This window comes from Protofrankia sp. CiP1_Cm_nod3, from assembly GCF_982290655.1.
In genome coordinates, this window is sequence record NZ_CEVIVD010000001.1 from 59,280 (window position 1) to 74,154 (window position 14,875).

At 71.7% G+C, this 14,875-nt stretch carries 12 protein-coding genes; all 12 read left to right on the top strand.

Going from position 1 to position 14,875, the window contains the following annotated elements:
• Window positions 1-83 precede the first annotated feature (83 nt).
• Genes AC5LUJ_RS00255 through AC5LUJ_RS00310 form a run of 12 tightly spaced genes read left to right on the top strand, consistent with a single transcriptional unit; the run spans window position 84 to window position 14,848 of the window.
• Complete coding sequence (locus AC5LUJ_RS00255) at window positions 84-944, top strand: MlaE family ABC transporter permease (protein WP_250283934.1); 861 nt, start codon at window positions 84-86, stop codon at window positions 942-944.
• 13 nt (window positions 945-957) lie between these two features.
• Entirely contained in the window at window positions 958-1,830 is an 873-nt protein-coding gene (locus AC5LUJ_RS00260) for an ABC transporter permease (RefSeq protein WP_250283933.1), read from the top strand.
• Between the two features lie 28 nt (window positions 1,831-1,858).
• Window positions 1,859-2,689: an ABC transporter ATP-binding protein gene (locus AC5LUJ_RS00265; RefSeq protein WP_250283931.1), complete on the top strand. Its 831-nt coding sequence runs from the start codon at window positions 1,859-1,861 to the stop codon at window positions 2,687-2,689.
• Between the two features lie 6 nt (window positions 2,690-2,695).
• A complete protein-coding gene (locus AC5LUJ_RS00270) occupies window positions 2,696-3,922 on the top strand; it encodes an MlaD family protein (RefSeq protein ID WP_250283929.1) in 1,227 nt (408 codons plus the stop codon).
• Complete coding sequence (locus AC5LUJ_RS00275) at window positions 3,919-5,391, top strand: MlaD family protein (RefSeq protein ID WP_250283927.1); 1,473 nt, start codon at window positions 3,919-3,921, stop codon at window positions 5,389-5,391. Before AC5LUJ_RS00270 ends, AC5LUJ_RS00275 begins: the two co-directional genes overlap by 4 nt.
• Complete coding sequence (locus AC5LUJ_RS00280) at window positions 5,391-6,680, top strand: MlaD family protein (protein ID WP_493464291.1); 1,290 nt, start codon at window positions 5,391-5,393, stop codon at window positions 6,678-6,680. Before AC5LUJ_RS00275 ends, AC5LUJ_RS00280 begins: the two co-directional genes overlap by 1 nt.
• A 9-nt stretch (window positions 6,681-6,689) precedes the next feature.
• Window positions 6,690-8,015, top strand: coding sequence for an MlaD family protein (locus AC5LUJ_RS00285; protein ID WP_493464292.1), 1,326 nt, complete (start codon window positions 6,690-6,692; stop codon window positions 8,013-8,015).
• On the top strand, window positions 8,012-9,271 hold the full coding sequence (locus AC5LUJ_RS00290; protein ID WP_493464293.1) for an MlaD family protein: 1,260 nt from the start codon (window positions 8,012-8,014) through the stop codon (window positions 9,269-9,271). The genes AC5LUJ_RS00285 and AC5LUJ_RS00290 overlap by 4 nt, the downstream gene beginning before the upstream one ends.
• Before the next feature lie 9 nt (window positions 9,272-9,280).
• Entirely contained in the window at window positions 9,281-10,576 is a 1,296-nt protein-coding gene (locus AC5LUJ_RS00295) for an MlaD family protein (RefSeq protein WP_493464294.1), read from the top strand.
• Window positions 10,573-12,891, top strand: a complete 2,319-nt coding sequence (locus AC5LUJ_RS00300; RefSeq protein WP_493464295.1) for an RND transporter family protein — start codon at window positions 10,573-10,575, stop codon at window positions 12,889-12,891. Before AC5LUJ_RS00295 ends, AC5LUJ_RS00300 begins: the two co-directional genes overlap by 4 nt.
• The gene (locus AC5LUJ_RS00305; RefSeq protein ID WP_250291014.1) at window positions 12,892-14,601 is read left to right on the top strand and encodes a peptidyl-prolyl cis-trans isomerase; all 1,710 of its coding nucleotides are present in this window, start codon (window positions 12,892-12,894) and stop codon (window positions 14,599-14,601) included. It abuts the gene before it with no gap.
• A gap of 37 nt (window positions 14,602-14,638) precedes the next feature.
• Complete coding sequence (locus tag AC5LUJ_RS00310; protein WP_250285465.1) at window positions 14,639-14,848, top strand: hypothetical protein; 210 nt, start codon at window positions 14,639-14,641, stop codon at window positions 14,846-14,848.
• The last annotated feature ends 27 nt before the right edge of the window (window positions 14,849-14,875 follow it).

Here is a 14,875-nt window from a genome sequence, read left to right on the forward strand (position 1 = left end):
GGTGCCGACAGCCGTGGTGGTGCCGTCAGCGTCAGCCGCGGGCGCGGTGGCCGCGTCGGCGCGCGGTCGGCGGGTGAGCGCGCATGAGCGTGCCGGCCGCGGCCGCCCCGTCGGTTCCCGGCACCCGCCGCCGGGTGCGCAGGAACAAGGCGCCGAAATGGGTTGGCGCCGTCCGCCGGCCGCTGCAGCAGGGCGGGGAGATGGTGCAGCTGGCCGGGCAGGTCTTCGGCAGCGCCATCCGTCACCCCGTCGGCTACTGGGGCGCCGTGCGCGACCAGATGTTCGACATCCTCAAGCTGTGCTGGATACCGATGATGGTGTCCTGCACGGCGTTCGGCTTCGGCGCGCCGGGCCTGCAGGGCGGCAACCTCTTCCTGCTCTTCGGCATCCCCGAACGTCTCGGCTCCTTCTTCATCATGGCCAGCGTCCGCGAGTTCGCCCCGTGGATCAACGCGATGGTGGTCGCCGGTGTCATGGGCACCGCGATGACCGCGGACCTCGGCGCCCGCCGGATCCGTGAGGAGATCGACGCGATGGAGGTGCTCGGCGTCGATCCCATCCGTACCCTGATCGTCCCACGGGTGCTGGCGATCACGCTCATGACCGGGCTGCTCGACCTGGTCGCGCTCGCGTTCGGCGTGCTCGGCGGCTACCTGGCCTCGGTGTGGGTGCTCGGTGCCAACAGCGGCGCGTTCTTCGAGAACTTCTTCGCCAACGCCACCGTCACCGACGTGTGGGCCAGCGTCGCGAAAACGACGATCTTCGGCCTGCTCATCGGGGTCGTGTGCTGCTACAAGGGCCTGCACACCCAGGGCGGGCCGATCGGCGTGGGACGCGCGGTCAACCAGGCCGTGGTCATCTCCTTCGCCGCCATCTGGATCTTCAACTACGTCTTCACGACCATCTTGCTCGGGCTCAACCCCGACATGCAGGTCTTCAAGTAAGGGCCGAACGATCATGACCACATCAGTGGACGAGTTCGACCGGCGCGGGCAGCCGCGTGTCGCGGCGCCGAAGCCGCAGGATACCGTGATCACGCTGGGCGGTATGCAGCGCGGGGTGAAACAGGCCGTCACCACCGGTGGCGAGATCGCCCAGTTCTCGGCCCGGACCATCCGCGACTTCGGCGACATCCGTCACTACACCTCGGAGGTCTTCCACCAGGCCGGCATCCTGATCCTGTCCAGCGGCCTGATCATCTGGTCGATGCAGTTCATCATGGGGATGCAGTGCGGGCTGGAGGCCAGCTACACCCTCAAGCAGATCGGCGCCCCGCTGTACTCGGGCATTTTCAACGCCTACTGCTCGCTGCGCGAGATGGCGCCGTACATGTACGGCTACATCTTCGCGGCGAAGGTCGGCTGCGGGCTGGTCGCCGAGATCGGCTCGATGCGGATCGCCGACGAGATCGACGCCATGGAGGTCATGGGCGTCCGGTCGCGCAGCTATCTGGTCGGTACCCGGATCATGGCCGCCTGGATAGCGATGCCGTTCCTGTTCACGGTCGGGCTCGGCCTCATGTACATATCGATGTACCTGGTGACCGTCGTGCAGCTGGGCGGGGTGTCCGCCGGCGGCTACAACTACATATTCTGGCTCTACCAGAATCCGCTCGACTTTCTCTTCTCAATGATCAAGATGTTGTCGATGGGCACGACGATCGTGTTCGTCAGTTGTTACTACGGCTACACCGCCAGCGGTGGATCCGTCGGGGTCGGCAAGAACACCGCGAAATCGATGATGCTGAACATGGTCCTCATCCATGTCATCGGGCTGCTCACCACGCAGCTTTTCTGGGGGCTCAGTCCCAACGCCCCGATCGCGAACTAGCGCCGACTGGTAGCCGTCAGGAGGACAAGTGCCTACGCAGAATTCTGCCGAGATCATCCCTGGGATGTCGCTGCCCGAGCCGGGGCTGCCGGACCCCGACCGTCGCGTGCACAGCATGGAAGTACGCAACGTGCACAAGGCGTTCGGTGACTTCCGCGTGCTCCAGGGGCTGAACCTGAACTTCGTGGACGACGCGATCACCACGATTCTCGGCCCGTCCGGTACCGGCAAGAGCGTTATGATCAAGCATCTTGTCGGGCTGCTCGCACCCGACGCCGGTGAGGTCCTCATCTTCGGCCAGGACATCTGGCGGATCTCCGAGCGCGAGCGCTACGAAATACGCAAGCGGTTCGGCGTGCTGTTCCAGGACGGCGCGCTGTTCGGGTCGATGAACATCTACGACAACACCGCCTTCCCGCTGCGCAAGCACACCGACATGTCCGAGCCCGAGATCTCCGACATCGTGCTGGAGAGGCTCGCCGAGGTGGGCCTGGAGCGGTCGCTGACCAAGTATCCGAGCGAGGTCTCCGGTGGTATGCGCAAGCGCGCCGGTTTCGCGCGGGCACTGGTGATGAACCCGGACATCGTGCTGTTCGACGAGCCGGACTCCGGTCTGGACCCGGTACGCACGAGCCTGCTCAACGACCTGATCCTGGAAATGCACAGCCGGCACAAGGGCACCTACATGCTGGTGACCCACGACATCCGCACGGCGCGCAAGGTCAGCGACTACGTGGGTGTGATCTGGAAGGGCAAGGTCATTCACTACGGCGAGACCGAAGAGGCCTTCAACTCCGACAACCCGTTTGTCCGGCAGTTCCTGTCCGGCGAATCGGCCGGGCCCCTGGGAATGGACTGACAGAGGATGAGAAGGATCGGGCTGGTCGCGCTGGCCGCCGTGGCCGTGGTGGTCGCGAGCGGCTGGACGCTGTTCGGCAACGACTACCGGGTCGGGGTGCTGCTGGGGTCGGCGACCAACATTGTCAAGGGCGGCTCGGTGATGGTGAACGGCTTCGAGGCCGGCTCCGTCTCCGATATCAAGGTCAAGGACGGCAAGGCGTACCTCGAGCTCACCCTCGACTCCGGCCATGCGCCGCTGCACTCCGGCGCGACCGTCTCCGTCGCATGGAAGGCGCTGCTGGGGGAGCGGCTGGTGGAGGTCCACGACGGGCCGTCGGGCAGCCCGCGGATCCCGTCCGGGGGGATGCTCGAGGGGACGATGGACCAGCCGATGGAGCTGGACCAGATCCTCAACGCGCTCGATCCTGAGACCCGCGCCCACCTGTCGTCGCTGGTACGCGAGCTCGACGGCACACTGCGCGGCAACGAGCAGGACGTCCAGGCCACCGTGCGGTCGGCCGGCCCCGCGCTGTCCGCCGTGGGCCAGGTGCTCAAGGGGATCGGCACCGACGGCCCGGCGATCAAGAACCTGGTCGTCACCCTGAACCAGCTGACCGGCACGCTCGCGGCCCGCGACGACAACCTGCGCGGCGTCATCAACGACCTGACGCACCTGACCTCGGTGGTGGCCGGGCAGCGCCAGCAGCTGTCGACGTCGTTGCAGAAACTGCCCGGCACGCTGGACCAGGCGAACAGCACGCTGGCCGTGGTACCCGGGGTCGCGGACAAGGCCGTGCCGCTGCTGAACGACCTGCGTCCCGCGACCGAGAAGCTGCCGCCGGTGTCGCGCAACCTCCGGCCGCTGCTCGCGGACCTGCGCCCGGTCATCGCCGACCTGCGCCCGACCCTGGTGGCTGCGGACGAGCTGCTGGACATCACACCCGGGCTGCTCGACCAGGCGCACGCCGCCGTGCCCGGGGTCACCGCCGCGACGGACTACCTGCAGCCGGCGTTCGCCTTCCTGCGCCCGTACACACCGGAGGCGGTGTCCTTCCTCAGCCAGTGGGGGTCGTCCTTCGCCAACTACGACGCCAACGGCCACTACGCGCGAGGCCACATCCAGGCCAGCGTCGCCAGCCTCGACAACAACCCGGGCGTGCTCGTGCCTGGTCTGCGCAACGACCCCTACCCGTTGCCCGGCGCCATCGGCAACCAGCCCTGGACCGACGCCTTCGGGAGCAGCGCTCGATGACGAACCCGAGAAGGACGAGCCCGAGAAGAAGGAACCTGGCGCCCAGCCGCAGCCGCAGCCGCGGGCCGCTGCCGCGGCTGGTCGGGGTCGCGCTGGTGACGCTGCTGGCCACCGCCGCCACGACCACCGGGCTGGTGGCGAACGGCAGCCCGTCCAGCTGGGTGGTGCACGCGAGGTTCAACGACGCCAGCCCGCTGCTGACGGGCAACGAGGTCAAGCTGAAAGGCGTCAAGGTCGGCCGGATCGCGGGCATGCGGGTGGACCCGGACGGCCACGCGGACGTGACGATGGAGCTCGACCCGGCCGCGATGCCGCTGCACACCGACGCCCGGCTGACCGTGCGTCCGCTCAGCCTGCTCGGCGAGCGCTTCCTGGAACTCGACCAGGGCAGTCCGGCCGCGCCCGCGCTGCCGCGCGGAGGTGTGATCCCGGCCACGCAGACCGGGCGGAACACCGACCTCGACGAGGTGCTCAACACCATCGACGAGCCGACCGGCGAGTCCCTGGCCGCGCTGGTGACCGTGCTCGGCGAGGGCCTGCAGGGCAACGGCGGCAACATCGACGACGCCGTCCGGGCGCTCGCGCCGGCGATGCGCGACACCGGCTCCCTGGCGAAGGTGCTCGACGAGCAGAACACCCTGCTGAACAACCTGGTGGACAACGTCGAGCCGGTCGCGGACGCGCTCGCGCGCGACGGCGGCAGGACCCTCGACGACCTGGTCGGCTCCACCCAGCGGCTGCTGGGCACCACGGCGGCCAGGCAGCAGGTGCTCGAGCGGACCCTCGCGGAGCTGCCGGACACCCTCGCCAGCGCGCGGGCCACGCTCGCCGAGCTGACCTCGACGGCGACAGCCGCCGTACCGACCCTGCAGGCGATCCGTCCCACCACCGACAACCTCACCCGGATAAGCGCCGAGCTCGACCGGTTCGCCGCCACGGCCGACCCCGCGCTGGCGAGCCTGGACCCGGTGCTGGCGAAGGCACAGTCGCTGCTCGACGAGGCCAGGCCGGTGGTCAGCACACTGCGCCCCAGCGGGCCGGACACGGTGGCGGCCGCGTCCTCGCTCAAGCCGCTCGTCGGCGAGCTCAGCGACAACATCGTCAACGTCTTCAACTTCATCAAGTACTGGGCGCTGGCCACCAACGGCTCGGACGGGCTGTCGCACTACTTCCGCGGGATGGTCGTGGTCACCCCGGACATCCTCACCGGCCTGGTTCCCGGGCTCGGTTCCAACCTCGGCGTCGGCGGCTCACCGCTGCCCCTGACCAAGAATCCCAGTGGCCAGCCGCTCGACCCGGCGGTGACCGGGCCCCAGCAGCCGGGCGGCGGCCCGGCGGGGGGGACGGGCGGTGTCACCGGCATCCTCAGCGGCCTGCTCGCCCCCGCTCCGACCGCGGACGGCGGTGTCACCGGCCTCAACCAGCAACAGGAGAGTGGCATGCTCGGCTTCCTGCTCGGAGGCAGCTGATGGCAGGCGGGACGGCGGGCTGGGCACGCCAGCGCCCGCTCCTGATCGGCGCCGGACTGGTGGTGGCGTTCGCGCTTTCCATCTACGTCGCGCTCACCGCCAGCAGCGGACTGCCCGGTACGAGGGGGCGCACCGTGAAGGCGGCCTTCGACGAGGTCGGCTCGCTGCGCACCGGCGACGACGTCCGCATCGCCGGCGTCCGGGCCGGACAGGTCAGGGACGTCCGCATCGTCGACGGCAGACCGCTGGTCACCCTCGGGTTCAACAAGGGGCGCAGGATCTACCGCGACGCGTCGGCGCTGACCGCCACGGTGGCCGCGCGCTCCGCCCTGGGGCAGAAGTACGTGGACTTCCGGCCGGGCACGCCGGGCACCGGGGAACTGGGCCGCAACGAGATCATCCCGGCCTCGAAGACCGGGGACGCCCAGGAGCTCTCCGACGTGCTGCGGGTGCTCGACCAGCCCACCCGCGACGCCCTGGGCTCGACGCTGCGCGAGGCCGGCGGGGGAGCGGGCGGCCACGCCCAGGACTTCAAGGACGTCGCCGGCGCGCTGCCGCAGGAGCTGCCCGACCTCGCCACGGTCTCCCGGGCGCTGTCGGTGGACAACGGCGCGGACCTCACCGAACTGCTGCGCGCCGCCGACAGCCTGTCCCGGTCCTTCGAGGGGCACCAGCAGCAGCTGGCCGAACTGGTCGACCGGGTCAACACGACCCTGCAGGCGCTCGACGTCGACAACCAGGCCCCGCTCGGCGCCACCCTGGACAAGGCCCCGCAGACGCTGGCCGACGCCCGAGGCGCGCTCGACCAGCTGCGCGCACCGCTGGCCCGGACCGGCCAGGCGGTGACCAGCCTGCGGCCGGGCGCCGTCGCGCTCGGCAACGCCACCGAGGACGTCCGGGGCGTGCTGCGCGAGGGCGTGCCCCCGCTGGAGAAGGTCCCCGGCGTGGCGGGCCAGGCCGACCCGGTGGTGCCCCAGCTGACGAAGGTCCTCAGCGACGCGAAACCGCTGGCGCCGAAGCTGGTCCAGGCACTGGGCGACGCCCGGCAGCCGCTGGCGGCCGCCGCGCCGTACGCGCCGGAGGTGTCGCTGTTCTTCAGCTACATGACGGACGCGCTCTCCGACGGGGACGCCGCGGGGCACTGGCTGCGGATCTACCCGGTCATCGGCACCGAGACGGTCAGCGGCATCCTGCCGCTGCGGGATCCGCTCACCAACCGCAACGCCTACCCGGCCCCCGGACAGGCCGCCCGTGACAAGAGCACGTCGCTGCTCGGGAACCGGAGGTGAGGGGCTGACATGGCCGCGATCACAAGACGCCCACGTGTGACGCCGCTGCGGCTCGGGGTGCTGTTCATCATCGTCTCGCTGCTGGCCGGCCTGGCGTTGTTCAACAAGAACCGCATCCTCGTCACCCTGCGGTCCGGGGACAGCCTCGACATCAGCTTCGCCGCCGACAACCGGCTGGCGCCCTACCGCAGCCAGGTCAAGGTGGCGTTCGTACCGGTCGGCGTGGTCACCGGCGTCCGGGAGACCGACAACGGCGACGCGCGGGTCACGGTGAAGGTGGACGGGGACATCCGCGCCAAGCTCGGCTCCGAGCCGAGCGCGGTGATCCGCCCGACCACCCTGCTCGGCGGCAACTACTTCATCGACCTGGTCCCCGGTGGCCGGCCCGGCACGTTCACCGGCTCCATCCCGGTAGAGCGCACCAAGCTGCCGGTGGAGCTGGACAAGGTCGCCGCCGCGCTGCAGCCGTCCGCGCTCGAGGGCCTGCGCAAGTCGACCAGCAGCCTCGACGAGACGCTGGGCAACGGCGGGCGCGAGGCGGTCGACCAGCTCGTGGCCCACGCGCCGGACACCCTGGACCCGGCCGCGGCGGTGGCCGGCGCGGCGCTGGGCAGCAACCCCGACACCGACCTGCCCCAGCTGGTGACCAGCCTGGAGGCCACCGCGCGCGAGCTCATCGACAAGCAGGGCCAGCTCGACGCCATCGTCACGGACCTGGGCACCACCACCTCGGTGCTCTCCCGGCGCACGAGCGACATCGCCACCGCGGTCTCCGGCCTGCCGTCCACCCTGGACGCCACCGACGCGGGCCTGGCCCGGCTGAAGACGACGCTGGAGAAGCTGCGCGACACCTCCGGGCCGGCGCAGCCGGTGGTGCGCAAGCTGGACACCGTGCTGGCGACCGCGGACCCCGTGCTGGCCGAGGCGCGGCCGGTGGTCAACCAGCTGCGCGGCGTCCTGGTCGACGCCCGCCCGCTCGTGCAGGACCTGGTGCCGGCCGGCCGGCAGGCCACCACCGCCCTCGACGACCTCAGCGGCCCCGTGCTCGACCGGATCGACGGACCGGTCAAGCAGTTCGTGCTCGCGCCGTACCACGGCACCGGGCCGTACGCGGCGGCCAGTTCGGACAAGCCCATCTACCAGGAGCTGGCATACATGGCCACCACGCTCGCCCGCACCTCGGTGCTCTCCGACCGCAACGGGGCCCTGATCGCCCTGCAGCCCGGTGTCGGGGCGGGCTCGGTCGGCGGTCTGCCGATCAGCCTCGAGCAGCTGCTCGTCGGGCTGTCCAACCAGACCGGGGCCGCGCTGCAGAAGGGAGCCCAGCCGCGATGAGCAGCGGTGTACAGCGCCTCCGGCGGATCTGGGGGCGGATCGGGAGCGAGCCCGGTCTCAGGCGCAACGTGCTGGCGCTGGTGGGGCTCATCACGCTGGCCGGGATCTCCGGCAGCATCATCCTGAGCAACCAGCGGCTCAGCGTGCCCTGGGACAACAAGTTCACCTTCTACGCGACCTTTGCCGGCACCCCCGGGGTCAGCCCCGGCCACGGCCAGGAGGTGCGCATCGCCGGGGTGGCGGCCGGCGAGATCGTGGGCGCGGACGTCGACAACGCCGGGCACGCCCGGCTCGAGCTCGCCATCGACCCGAAGTACCGGGTCTACGACAACGCCCACGTCGTCCTGCGGCCGAAGAGCCCGCTCAACGAGATGTACGTCGAGCTGAGCCCCGGCTCCGCGCAGCAGGGCAGGCGGCTGCCCGCGGGCGGCACGCTGCTGCTGGCGAGCTCGCAGCGGCCGGTCCAGATCGACGAGGTGCTCGGCCACCTCGACGACAACGCCCGCTCCGCGCTGACCGCCCTGCTGGAGGAGTCCGACGCGGCGCTGGCCTCCGCGCCGCAGGATCTCCCGGAGGGCCTGACCGCCACCGACACGGTGGTGACCCGCCTCCAGCCGGTGCTCGCCTCGCTGCAGACCCGCCGGGACACCATCCAGCGGCTGATCACCGCGCTCAGCCAGATCTCCACGGCCATCGGCGGTGACGACGGCCGGCTGCGCACGCTCGCCGACTCGCTGCAGACGACGCTGGGCGCGGTGGGGGAGCACAGCTCGGCGGCCGACTCCGCGCTCGCCCAGCTGCCCGACCTGACCAACCAGCTCAGGCTGGCCACCGAGGCGGTGCAGGAGCTCAGCGGCCAGCTGGACCCGGCGCTGGACAGCCTCAAGGGCGCCTCGTCGTCCCTGCCCGGCTCGCTGACCAGGCTCGACGGCACGCTGCGGCAGCTGGACAAGACCCTCGACCAGCTCGGCCCGGTCGTGCGGAAGGCCGACCCGGTGGTCAAGGACCTGCGGCCCTACGTCGGGCAGCTGAACGCGGCGCTGCCGGATCTGACGGCAAGCACCGGGCGGCTGGACCCGGTCACCGCCACGCTCGTGTCGTACCTGCCCGACCTCGGCGGCTTCATCCTCAACACCCGGTCGATGACAAGCCTGGCGGACGCCAACGGCGGGATCCTGCGCGCCCTGCTCGAGGTCACCCCCAGCTCGCTGCCGGTCACCGGCCTGAAGTCCCTGTCCACTCCGACGGTGAGGTAGACGGTCGCGATGCGGATCCCCCACGCCGTGATGCCGGTCGTCCGGCTGGCGTTCCTGCTGGTGTTCATGACCTTCTGCGCGCTGACGTTCGGCTACCTCTGGGTGAACTCCGGCGGCAAGCTGCCGCTGATCTCCGATTCGGGGTATCAGGTCGGGCTGCACATGACCAGGGTGTCCAACCTCGTCAACGACTCCGACGTGATGGTGGCCGGGGTCAAGGCCGGCAAGGTGGACAGGCTCTCCGTCGACGGCAACACCGCCGACGTCGTGGTACAGCTGAACTCCGCGTACCCCCTGCACCAGGGCGCCGTCGTGCAGGTGCGGGAGAAGACCCTCGTCAACGAGACCTTCCTGGAGATCGCGGACGGCGACGGGCCGGCGCTGCCCAGCGGCGCCCGGCTGCCCGACGGCGCGGGCCGGCCCGCCACCGAGCTCGACGACGTGCTGGCGAGCCTGGACGCGGACACCCGCGCCTCGCTCGCGAGCGGCGTGCGGTCGCTGGGTGCGGCCACCGAGGACAGCAGGCAGAACATCTCCCAGGCGCTGCAGGGCCTCGGCGACCTCGGCCGCGAGGGCAAGACCGCGCTCGACGCCCTGGCCGCGCAGTCGAAGGACCTGGAGCAGGTGACCAGCTCGACGGCCACCCTGCTCGCCGCGCTCAACACCCGCCAGGGGCAGATCGGCCAGCTCGTCGAGGACGCGGACCTGCTCGCCCAGGCCACCGCGGACAACCGCGTGCCGGTGGCGGAGATCGTGCGTAAGCTGCCCGGCGTGCTGGACACCACCAGGAACGCCACCACCGGGCTGCGCGACATCGCCACGGCGCTGTCCCCGGTCGCGAAGAACCTCCAGGACGCCGCACCGGACCTCTCGGCCGCGCTGACCGAGCTCCCGCAGACCTCGGCGGACCTGCGCGGGCTGCTGCCCTCCCTGGACGGTGTGCTGGTCGCCGCGCCGGACACCCTCACCCGGGTGCCCCCCGTCGCCGACGACCTCACGGCGCTCATCCCGAGCCTGCGGGTGGACCTGGCCGACGTCAACCCGATGCTGGCCTACCTGCGCCCCTACGGCCGCGACATCGTGGCGTTCTTCACCAACTTCGGCCAGTCGGCGGCCACCGGTGACGCCAACGGCCGGGCGCTGCGGATCTTCCTGGGCCTCAACGAGCAGTCGGTCAAGGGCCTGCCGCTGAACACCAACATCGGCCCGCTGAACAAGTCCAACCCGTTCCCGCCGGCGGGAGCGTCCACCAGCCCCGGTCCGCGCAACGACCCGTATCCGCGTGTGCAGCCGGACCCGCGATGATCAGGAGGCGATTACCCGCCCTCCTCGCTGTCCTGCTCGCTCTGCTGGCCGCCGGCTTCATCGCCGGCGGCCTGGCGAGAAGCCGGGTCGAGACCGGGATCGGCTCGTTCCTGCCGGCCCATGACCGCACCGTGGAGCAGCTCGACGAGCTGGCCTCCTCGTTCGGCGGCGACCCGGTCGTGATCCTGCTGGAGAGCACGCAGCCGCGGCTGCTGCTCGACAGCGACCATCTGCACCGCCTGCTGCGCCTGGAAGGGCAGCTGACCGGGCTCGGCGACGTCGCCGCGGTCTACGGGCCCGCCACGACGCTGAACCAGATCGCCGGGCAGACGCAGGACTTCCTCGCCGAGCTCGCCGGCCGCCGGGACGCGGTGCGGGCCACCGCCGAGGTCACGGCGCGCGATGCCGGCGCGACCGAGCAGAAGGCCCGCGAGGCCGGTGACCGCACGGCCGCGCAGTTCGACCAGCGTTACGGCCCGCTGGTCGTGCAGGGGCTGCCCGCCGGGCTGCCGACGCTGGGCAACACCCGGTTCGTCCAGTCGGTGGTCTTCGCCCAGGGCCAGGCGCCACGGCCCCAGTGGCGGTTCGTGGTGCCCTCGCAGAACGCGGTGGCGGTGCTCGTCCGCCCGCGCCAGGGCATCGACGCCGGCGCCGCGCAGCGCCTGGTCGGCCGGGTGCGCGACACCGTGCGCGGCGCGGGCTTCGACGGTGTGCGGGTGACGGTGTCCGGGGTGCCGGTGCTCGCGGCCGGTGTCAGCGACCAGGTCCGCTCCGAGGCCCCGCGCCTCGGCGGCATCGCCGTCGTCCTGATCGGTGCCTGCTTCCTGTTCGTGCCGTGGACCCGCCGGCGCCGGCGCCTGCTCCCACTGGCCTCGACGCTGGTCGCGATCGGCCTGACGCTGGCGATCCTGGGCTGGGCGGGCAGGCCGCTGTCCCTGGGCGTGGTGGCCTTCCTGCCGGTGCTGCTCGGGATCGGCAGCTACTACCCGACCTACTTCACCCGCAACGCCCGGCGCCGGGTCGTGCTGACCGTCGCCGCCGCCACCGCGGCGAGTTTCGCGACGTTGCTCCTCTCACCGCTGCCGTTCGTGCGCGATCTCGGCCTGACGCTGTCGATCGGTGTGCTCGTCTCTGCCGGTCTCGGCGCGCTCCTGCCGGCCGTGCCCGCCGGGCCGGCGGGTTCCGGGCCCACGCCGGGCGGGCCCACGCCCGCCGAGCCCGTGTCCGCCGGGCCCGTTCCGGCGGGCCGGCCCCGGGCGCGCCACCGCGGGACGGCGGTGGCCGTGGCGGTGGCCGTGGCGGTGGCCGTGGCCGTGGCCGTGGCCGGCTGGGCGGCGCTGCCGGGCCTGCGGCTCGACAGCGACTTCGCCTCGCTCGCGGCCGGCGCGTCCACCCTGAAGGACGCGCAGCATGTCGAGAGCGTCGTCGGCTCCTCCGGGGAGCTCTCCGTGGTGCTGCGCGGGGTGGACGTCACCAGCCCGGCGGCGGTGGAGTGGATGCGCGTCACCCAGCAGCGTCTCATCGCCGATCACGGTGACCGGCTGCGCCCGGTGGTCTCACCGCCCACGCTGCTGCAGTTCCTCGGGCCGGAGAGCACCGCCGAGCAGATCGGGGCGGCGCTGCGGCTGCTGCCGCCGTATCTGGCCGGCTCGGTGATCCGGGGCGACCACCAGGTCGCCACCATGGTCTTCGGGGTCCGCATGGACGACCTCGACGCGCTGCGGGCGTTGCGTGACGACATCGGCCGCGTCCTCGTCCCACCGCCGGGATTCCAGGTGGAGATCACCGGGCTGTCCATGGTGGCGGTGCGGGGCCAGGAGCTGCTCTCCTCCGAGCGGGTGCTCGGCAACCTGCTCGGGATCTCCGCGGCGGCGGCCGTGCTCGCGGTGGGGCTGCGCCGTCGCGGCGACGCCCTGCGGGCGCTGGTGGCCGCGGCGCTGGCGACCGGCGCCGGGCTGTTCCTGCTGTGGGCTCTCGGCATCCCGCTCAGCCCGGTCACCGTGGGACTGGGCTCGCTGACCGCCGCGGTGGGATGCGAGTTCACCGTACTGCTGAGCGAGGCGGCCCGCCGGGGCGGACGTGCGCTGCGCACCCCGGTGCTGCTGGCGGCGACCACCTCGGCGGTCGGCTATCTCGTCCTCGCCGCCTCCGATCTGGCCGTGATCCGGCAGTTCGGGGTGCTGCTCGCCGGCGCGGTGGGTCTCGCGCTCGCCGCCGCGGGGGTAGTCGTGGCGGTGGCGCATCCGCGATCCTCCGGGGTACGGCCTGAACCCGGGCCACGCCCAGTAGCGCACGAGTTGGTTGGAGTGAAGTAGATGCCTGCCGAAGCCGACACCGATGTCGAGCCGGACGCATTAGCCGAGGACGGTGGAGCCCCGGCCGCGGGGAGCGGCGGCGGGCCGGCCGGGGGCGAGCCCGCCGGGAGCCGGCCCGCCACGGACGAAGCGGCCAGGAACGGATCCGCCGCGGGCGAGCCGGCCAGGGACGACTTCGTCGAGCACGAAACTACGGAGAGTGAATCCGTCGAGGACGAGCCGGCCGGGGGCAAGCTCACGGCGGACGGGCCCACCAGGGACAAGCCCGTCAGAGACGATCTTACGGAGGGTGAGCCAGCCAGGGACGAAGGTACGGCGGACAAGCCCGGCAAGGACAAGTCCGCCAGGGACGAATCCGGCGGGGACGGCCTCGCGGAGAACGAATCCGCCAAGGACGAATCCGCCAAGGACGAGCCCGCCAAGGACGAACCCGGCAAGGACGAATCCGCCAAGGACGAACCCGCCAAGGACGAATCCGGCGGGGACGAATCCGGCGGGGACGAGCCGGGCGGGGAGAAGGCCCGGGCGAAGGACGACGCCGATGAGCCGGCCGGTGGGGATGGCGCCGACGAGCCCGCCGTGGACAGCGGCGAGCGCTCCCGCCTGCGCCGCGCCGTCGGCCGCGCGCGCCGCGTCCGCCCGCCCCGCTCGTTACGCGGGCGCATCGTGCTGGCGGCCGCCCTGGTCGTGCTGCTCGGCGGCGGGGTGGGCGGCTACCTGTGGCACGCGTCCCGCAGCCTGCCCGGCGGGGTCGCCTTCCGGGTCGCCGGCCAGGACATCACGGTCGACGACCTCGACCGCCGGGCCGAGACACTGCGCGCCCTCTACGGGATCCAGGCGCCGACCGACACCGCCAAGCTCGACACCTTCCGGCGCGACGTCGCCAAGTCCTACGCGGTCGGCATCATCCTCGACCGCGCCGCCACCGACACGAAGATCGTGATCGCGGACAAGGCGGCGCAGGACGCTCTGAGCCGGTTCATCGAGCAGCAGTACGGCAGCGGCAGCGGCGCCAGGGACCAGTTCGTCCAGGCGCTCGGCACCGTCGGCACCAACGAGCAGGCGGTGCTCACAGAGATCAAGCGCCAGCTTGCCATCAACCAGCTCTTCCAGCACGTCGCCGGCACGCCCGAGATCTCCGATGCCGAGCTGCACGCCCAGTTCGACCAGCACAAGGACGAGCTCGCCACCCCGGAACGCCGTGACCTGCGCAACATCGTCGTGTCGTCGCAGGCCGAGGCCGACCAGATCGTGCGGGACGCCGCCGCCGGCACGCCGTTCGAACAGCTCGCGCAGCAGCGCAGCCTGGACGGGAGCACCAAGGACAGCGGGGGCGTGCTCGGCGTCGTCAGCACGGACCAGCTCGATGCCGCGTACGCCCCGGTGGCGTTCGCCGCCCCGCCCGGTGGCGTGTTCGGCCCGGTCAGGACCCAGTACGGCTGGAACGTCGGCAAGGTGATCCAGGTCATGCCACCGGCCCCGGCCGTGTTCGACCAGGTCAAGGACAGCCTGCGTCAGCAGCTGCAGCTGGATCGCCAGCTCACCACCTGGCGGGACTGGATGGCCGGCGCCATCCGCAAGGCCCACGTCAGGTATGCCGACGGTTACCGCCCCGCGGATCCGGACTCACCGCCGCAGGTCAACGACGCCGCCAGCGCTTCTGTCCCGGCCCAGCAGCCCACCGCGCCACCGTCGGCGGGCGGCCGGTGAACCGGGAGCGGGACCGGGGACCGGCCTCGAGCCCACAATGGTGATCTCCGTCATCGTCCAGGCCGGCCTCGGTCTGATCGTGTTCGCGATCGGGCGGTGGGGGTACGGCAACGCCGAGGCCCTCGTCCACGTCCGGCCGTCCGACGACGACCGGGAGCGCCGGGTACGGGTGGCCCGCCGCGGCGCGGCCGCCTGCCAGGTGGCCGGGGCGCTCCTGGCACTGACGAACCTCCTCCTGCTGTTCTGAGAAGGTTGTCCTGAAAAAGATCCCCCA

What these genes read in the sequence shown, in the direction of transcription:
- AC5LUJ_RS00255 (WP_250283934.1), top strand. Translation starts at nt 84, where the DNA reads ATGAGCGTGCCGGCCGCGGCCGCCCCGTCGGTTCCCGGCACCCGCCGC.
- AC5LUJ_RS00260 (WP_250283933.1), top strand. Translation starts at nt 958, where the DNA reads ATGACCACATCAGTGGACGAGTTCGACCGGCGCGGGCAGCCGCGTGTC.
- AC5LUJ_RS00270 (WP_250283929.1), top strand. Translation starts at nt 2,696, where the DNA reads ATGAGAAGGATCGGGCTGGTCGCGCTGGCCGCCGTGGCCGTGGTGGTC.
- AC5LUJ_RS00275 (WP_250283927.1), top strand. Translation starts at nt 3,919, where the DNA reads ATGACGAACCCGAGAAGGACGAGCCCGAGAAGAAGGAACCTGGCGCCC.
- AC5LUJ_RS00280 (WP_493464291.1), top strand. Translation starts at nt 5,391, where the DNA reads ATGGCAGGCGGGACGGCGGGCTGGGCACGCCAGCGCCCGCTCCTGATC.
- AC5LUJ_RS00285 (WP_493464292.1), top strand. Translation starts at nt 6,690, where the DNA reads ATGGCCGCGATCACAAGACGCCCACGTGTGACGCCGCTGCGGCTCGGG.
- AC5LUJ_RS00290 (WP_493464293.1), top strand. Translation starts at nt 8,012, where the DNA reads ATGAGCAGCGGTGTACAGCGCCTCCGGCGGATCTGGGGGCGGATCGGG.
- AC5LUJ_RS00295 (WP_493464294.1), top strand. Translation starts at nt 9,281, where the DNA reads ATGCGGATCCCCCACGCCGTGATGCCGGTCGTCCGGCTGGCGTTCCTG.
- AC5LUJ_RS00300 (WP_493464295.1), top strand. Translation starts at nt 10,573, where the DNA reads ATGATCAGGAGGCGATTACCCGCCCTCCTCGCTGTCCTGCTCGCTCTG.
- AC5LUJ_RS00305 (WP_250291014.1), top strand. Translation starts at nt 12,892, where the DNA reads ATGCCTGCCGAAGCCGACACCGATGTCGAGCCGGACGCATTAGCCGAG.
- AC5LUJ_RS00310 (WP_250285465.1), top strand. Translation starts at nt 14,639, where the DNA reads ATGGTGATCTCCGTCATCGTCCAGGCCGGCCTCGGTCTGATCGTGTTC.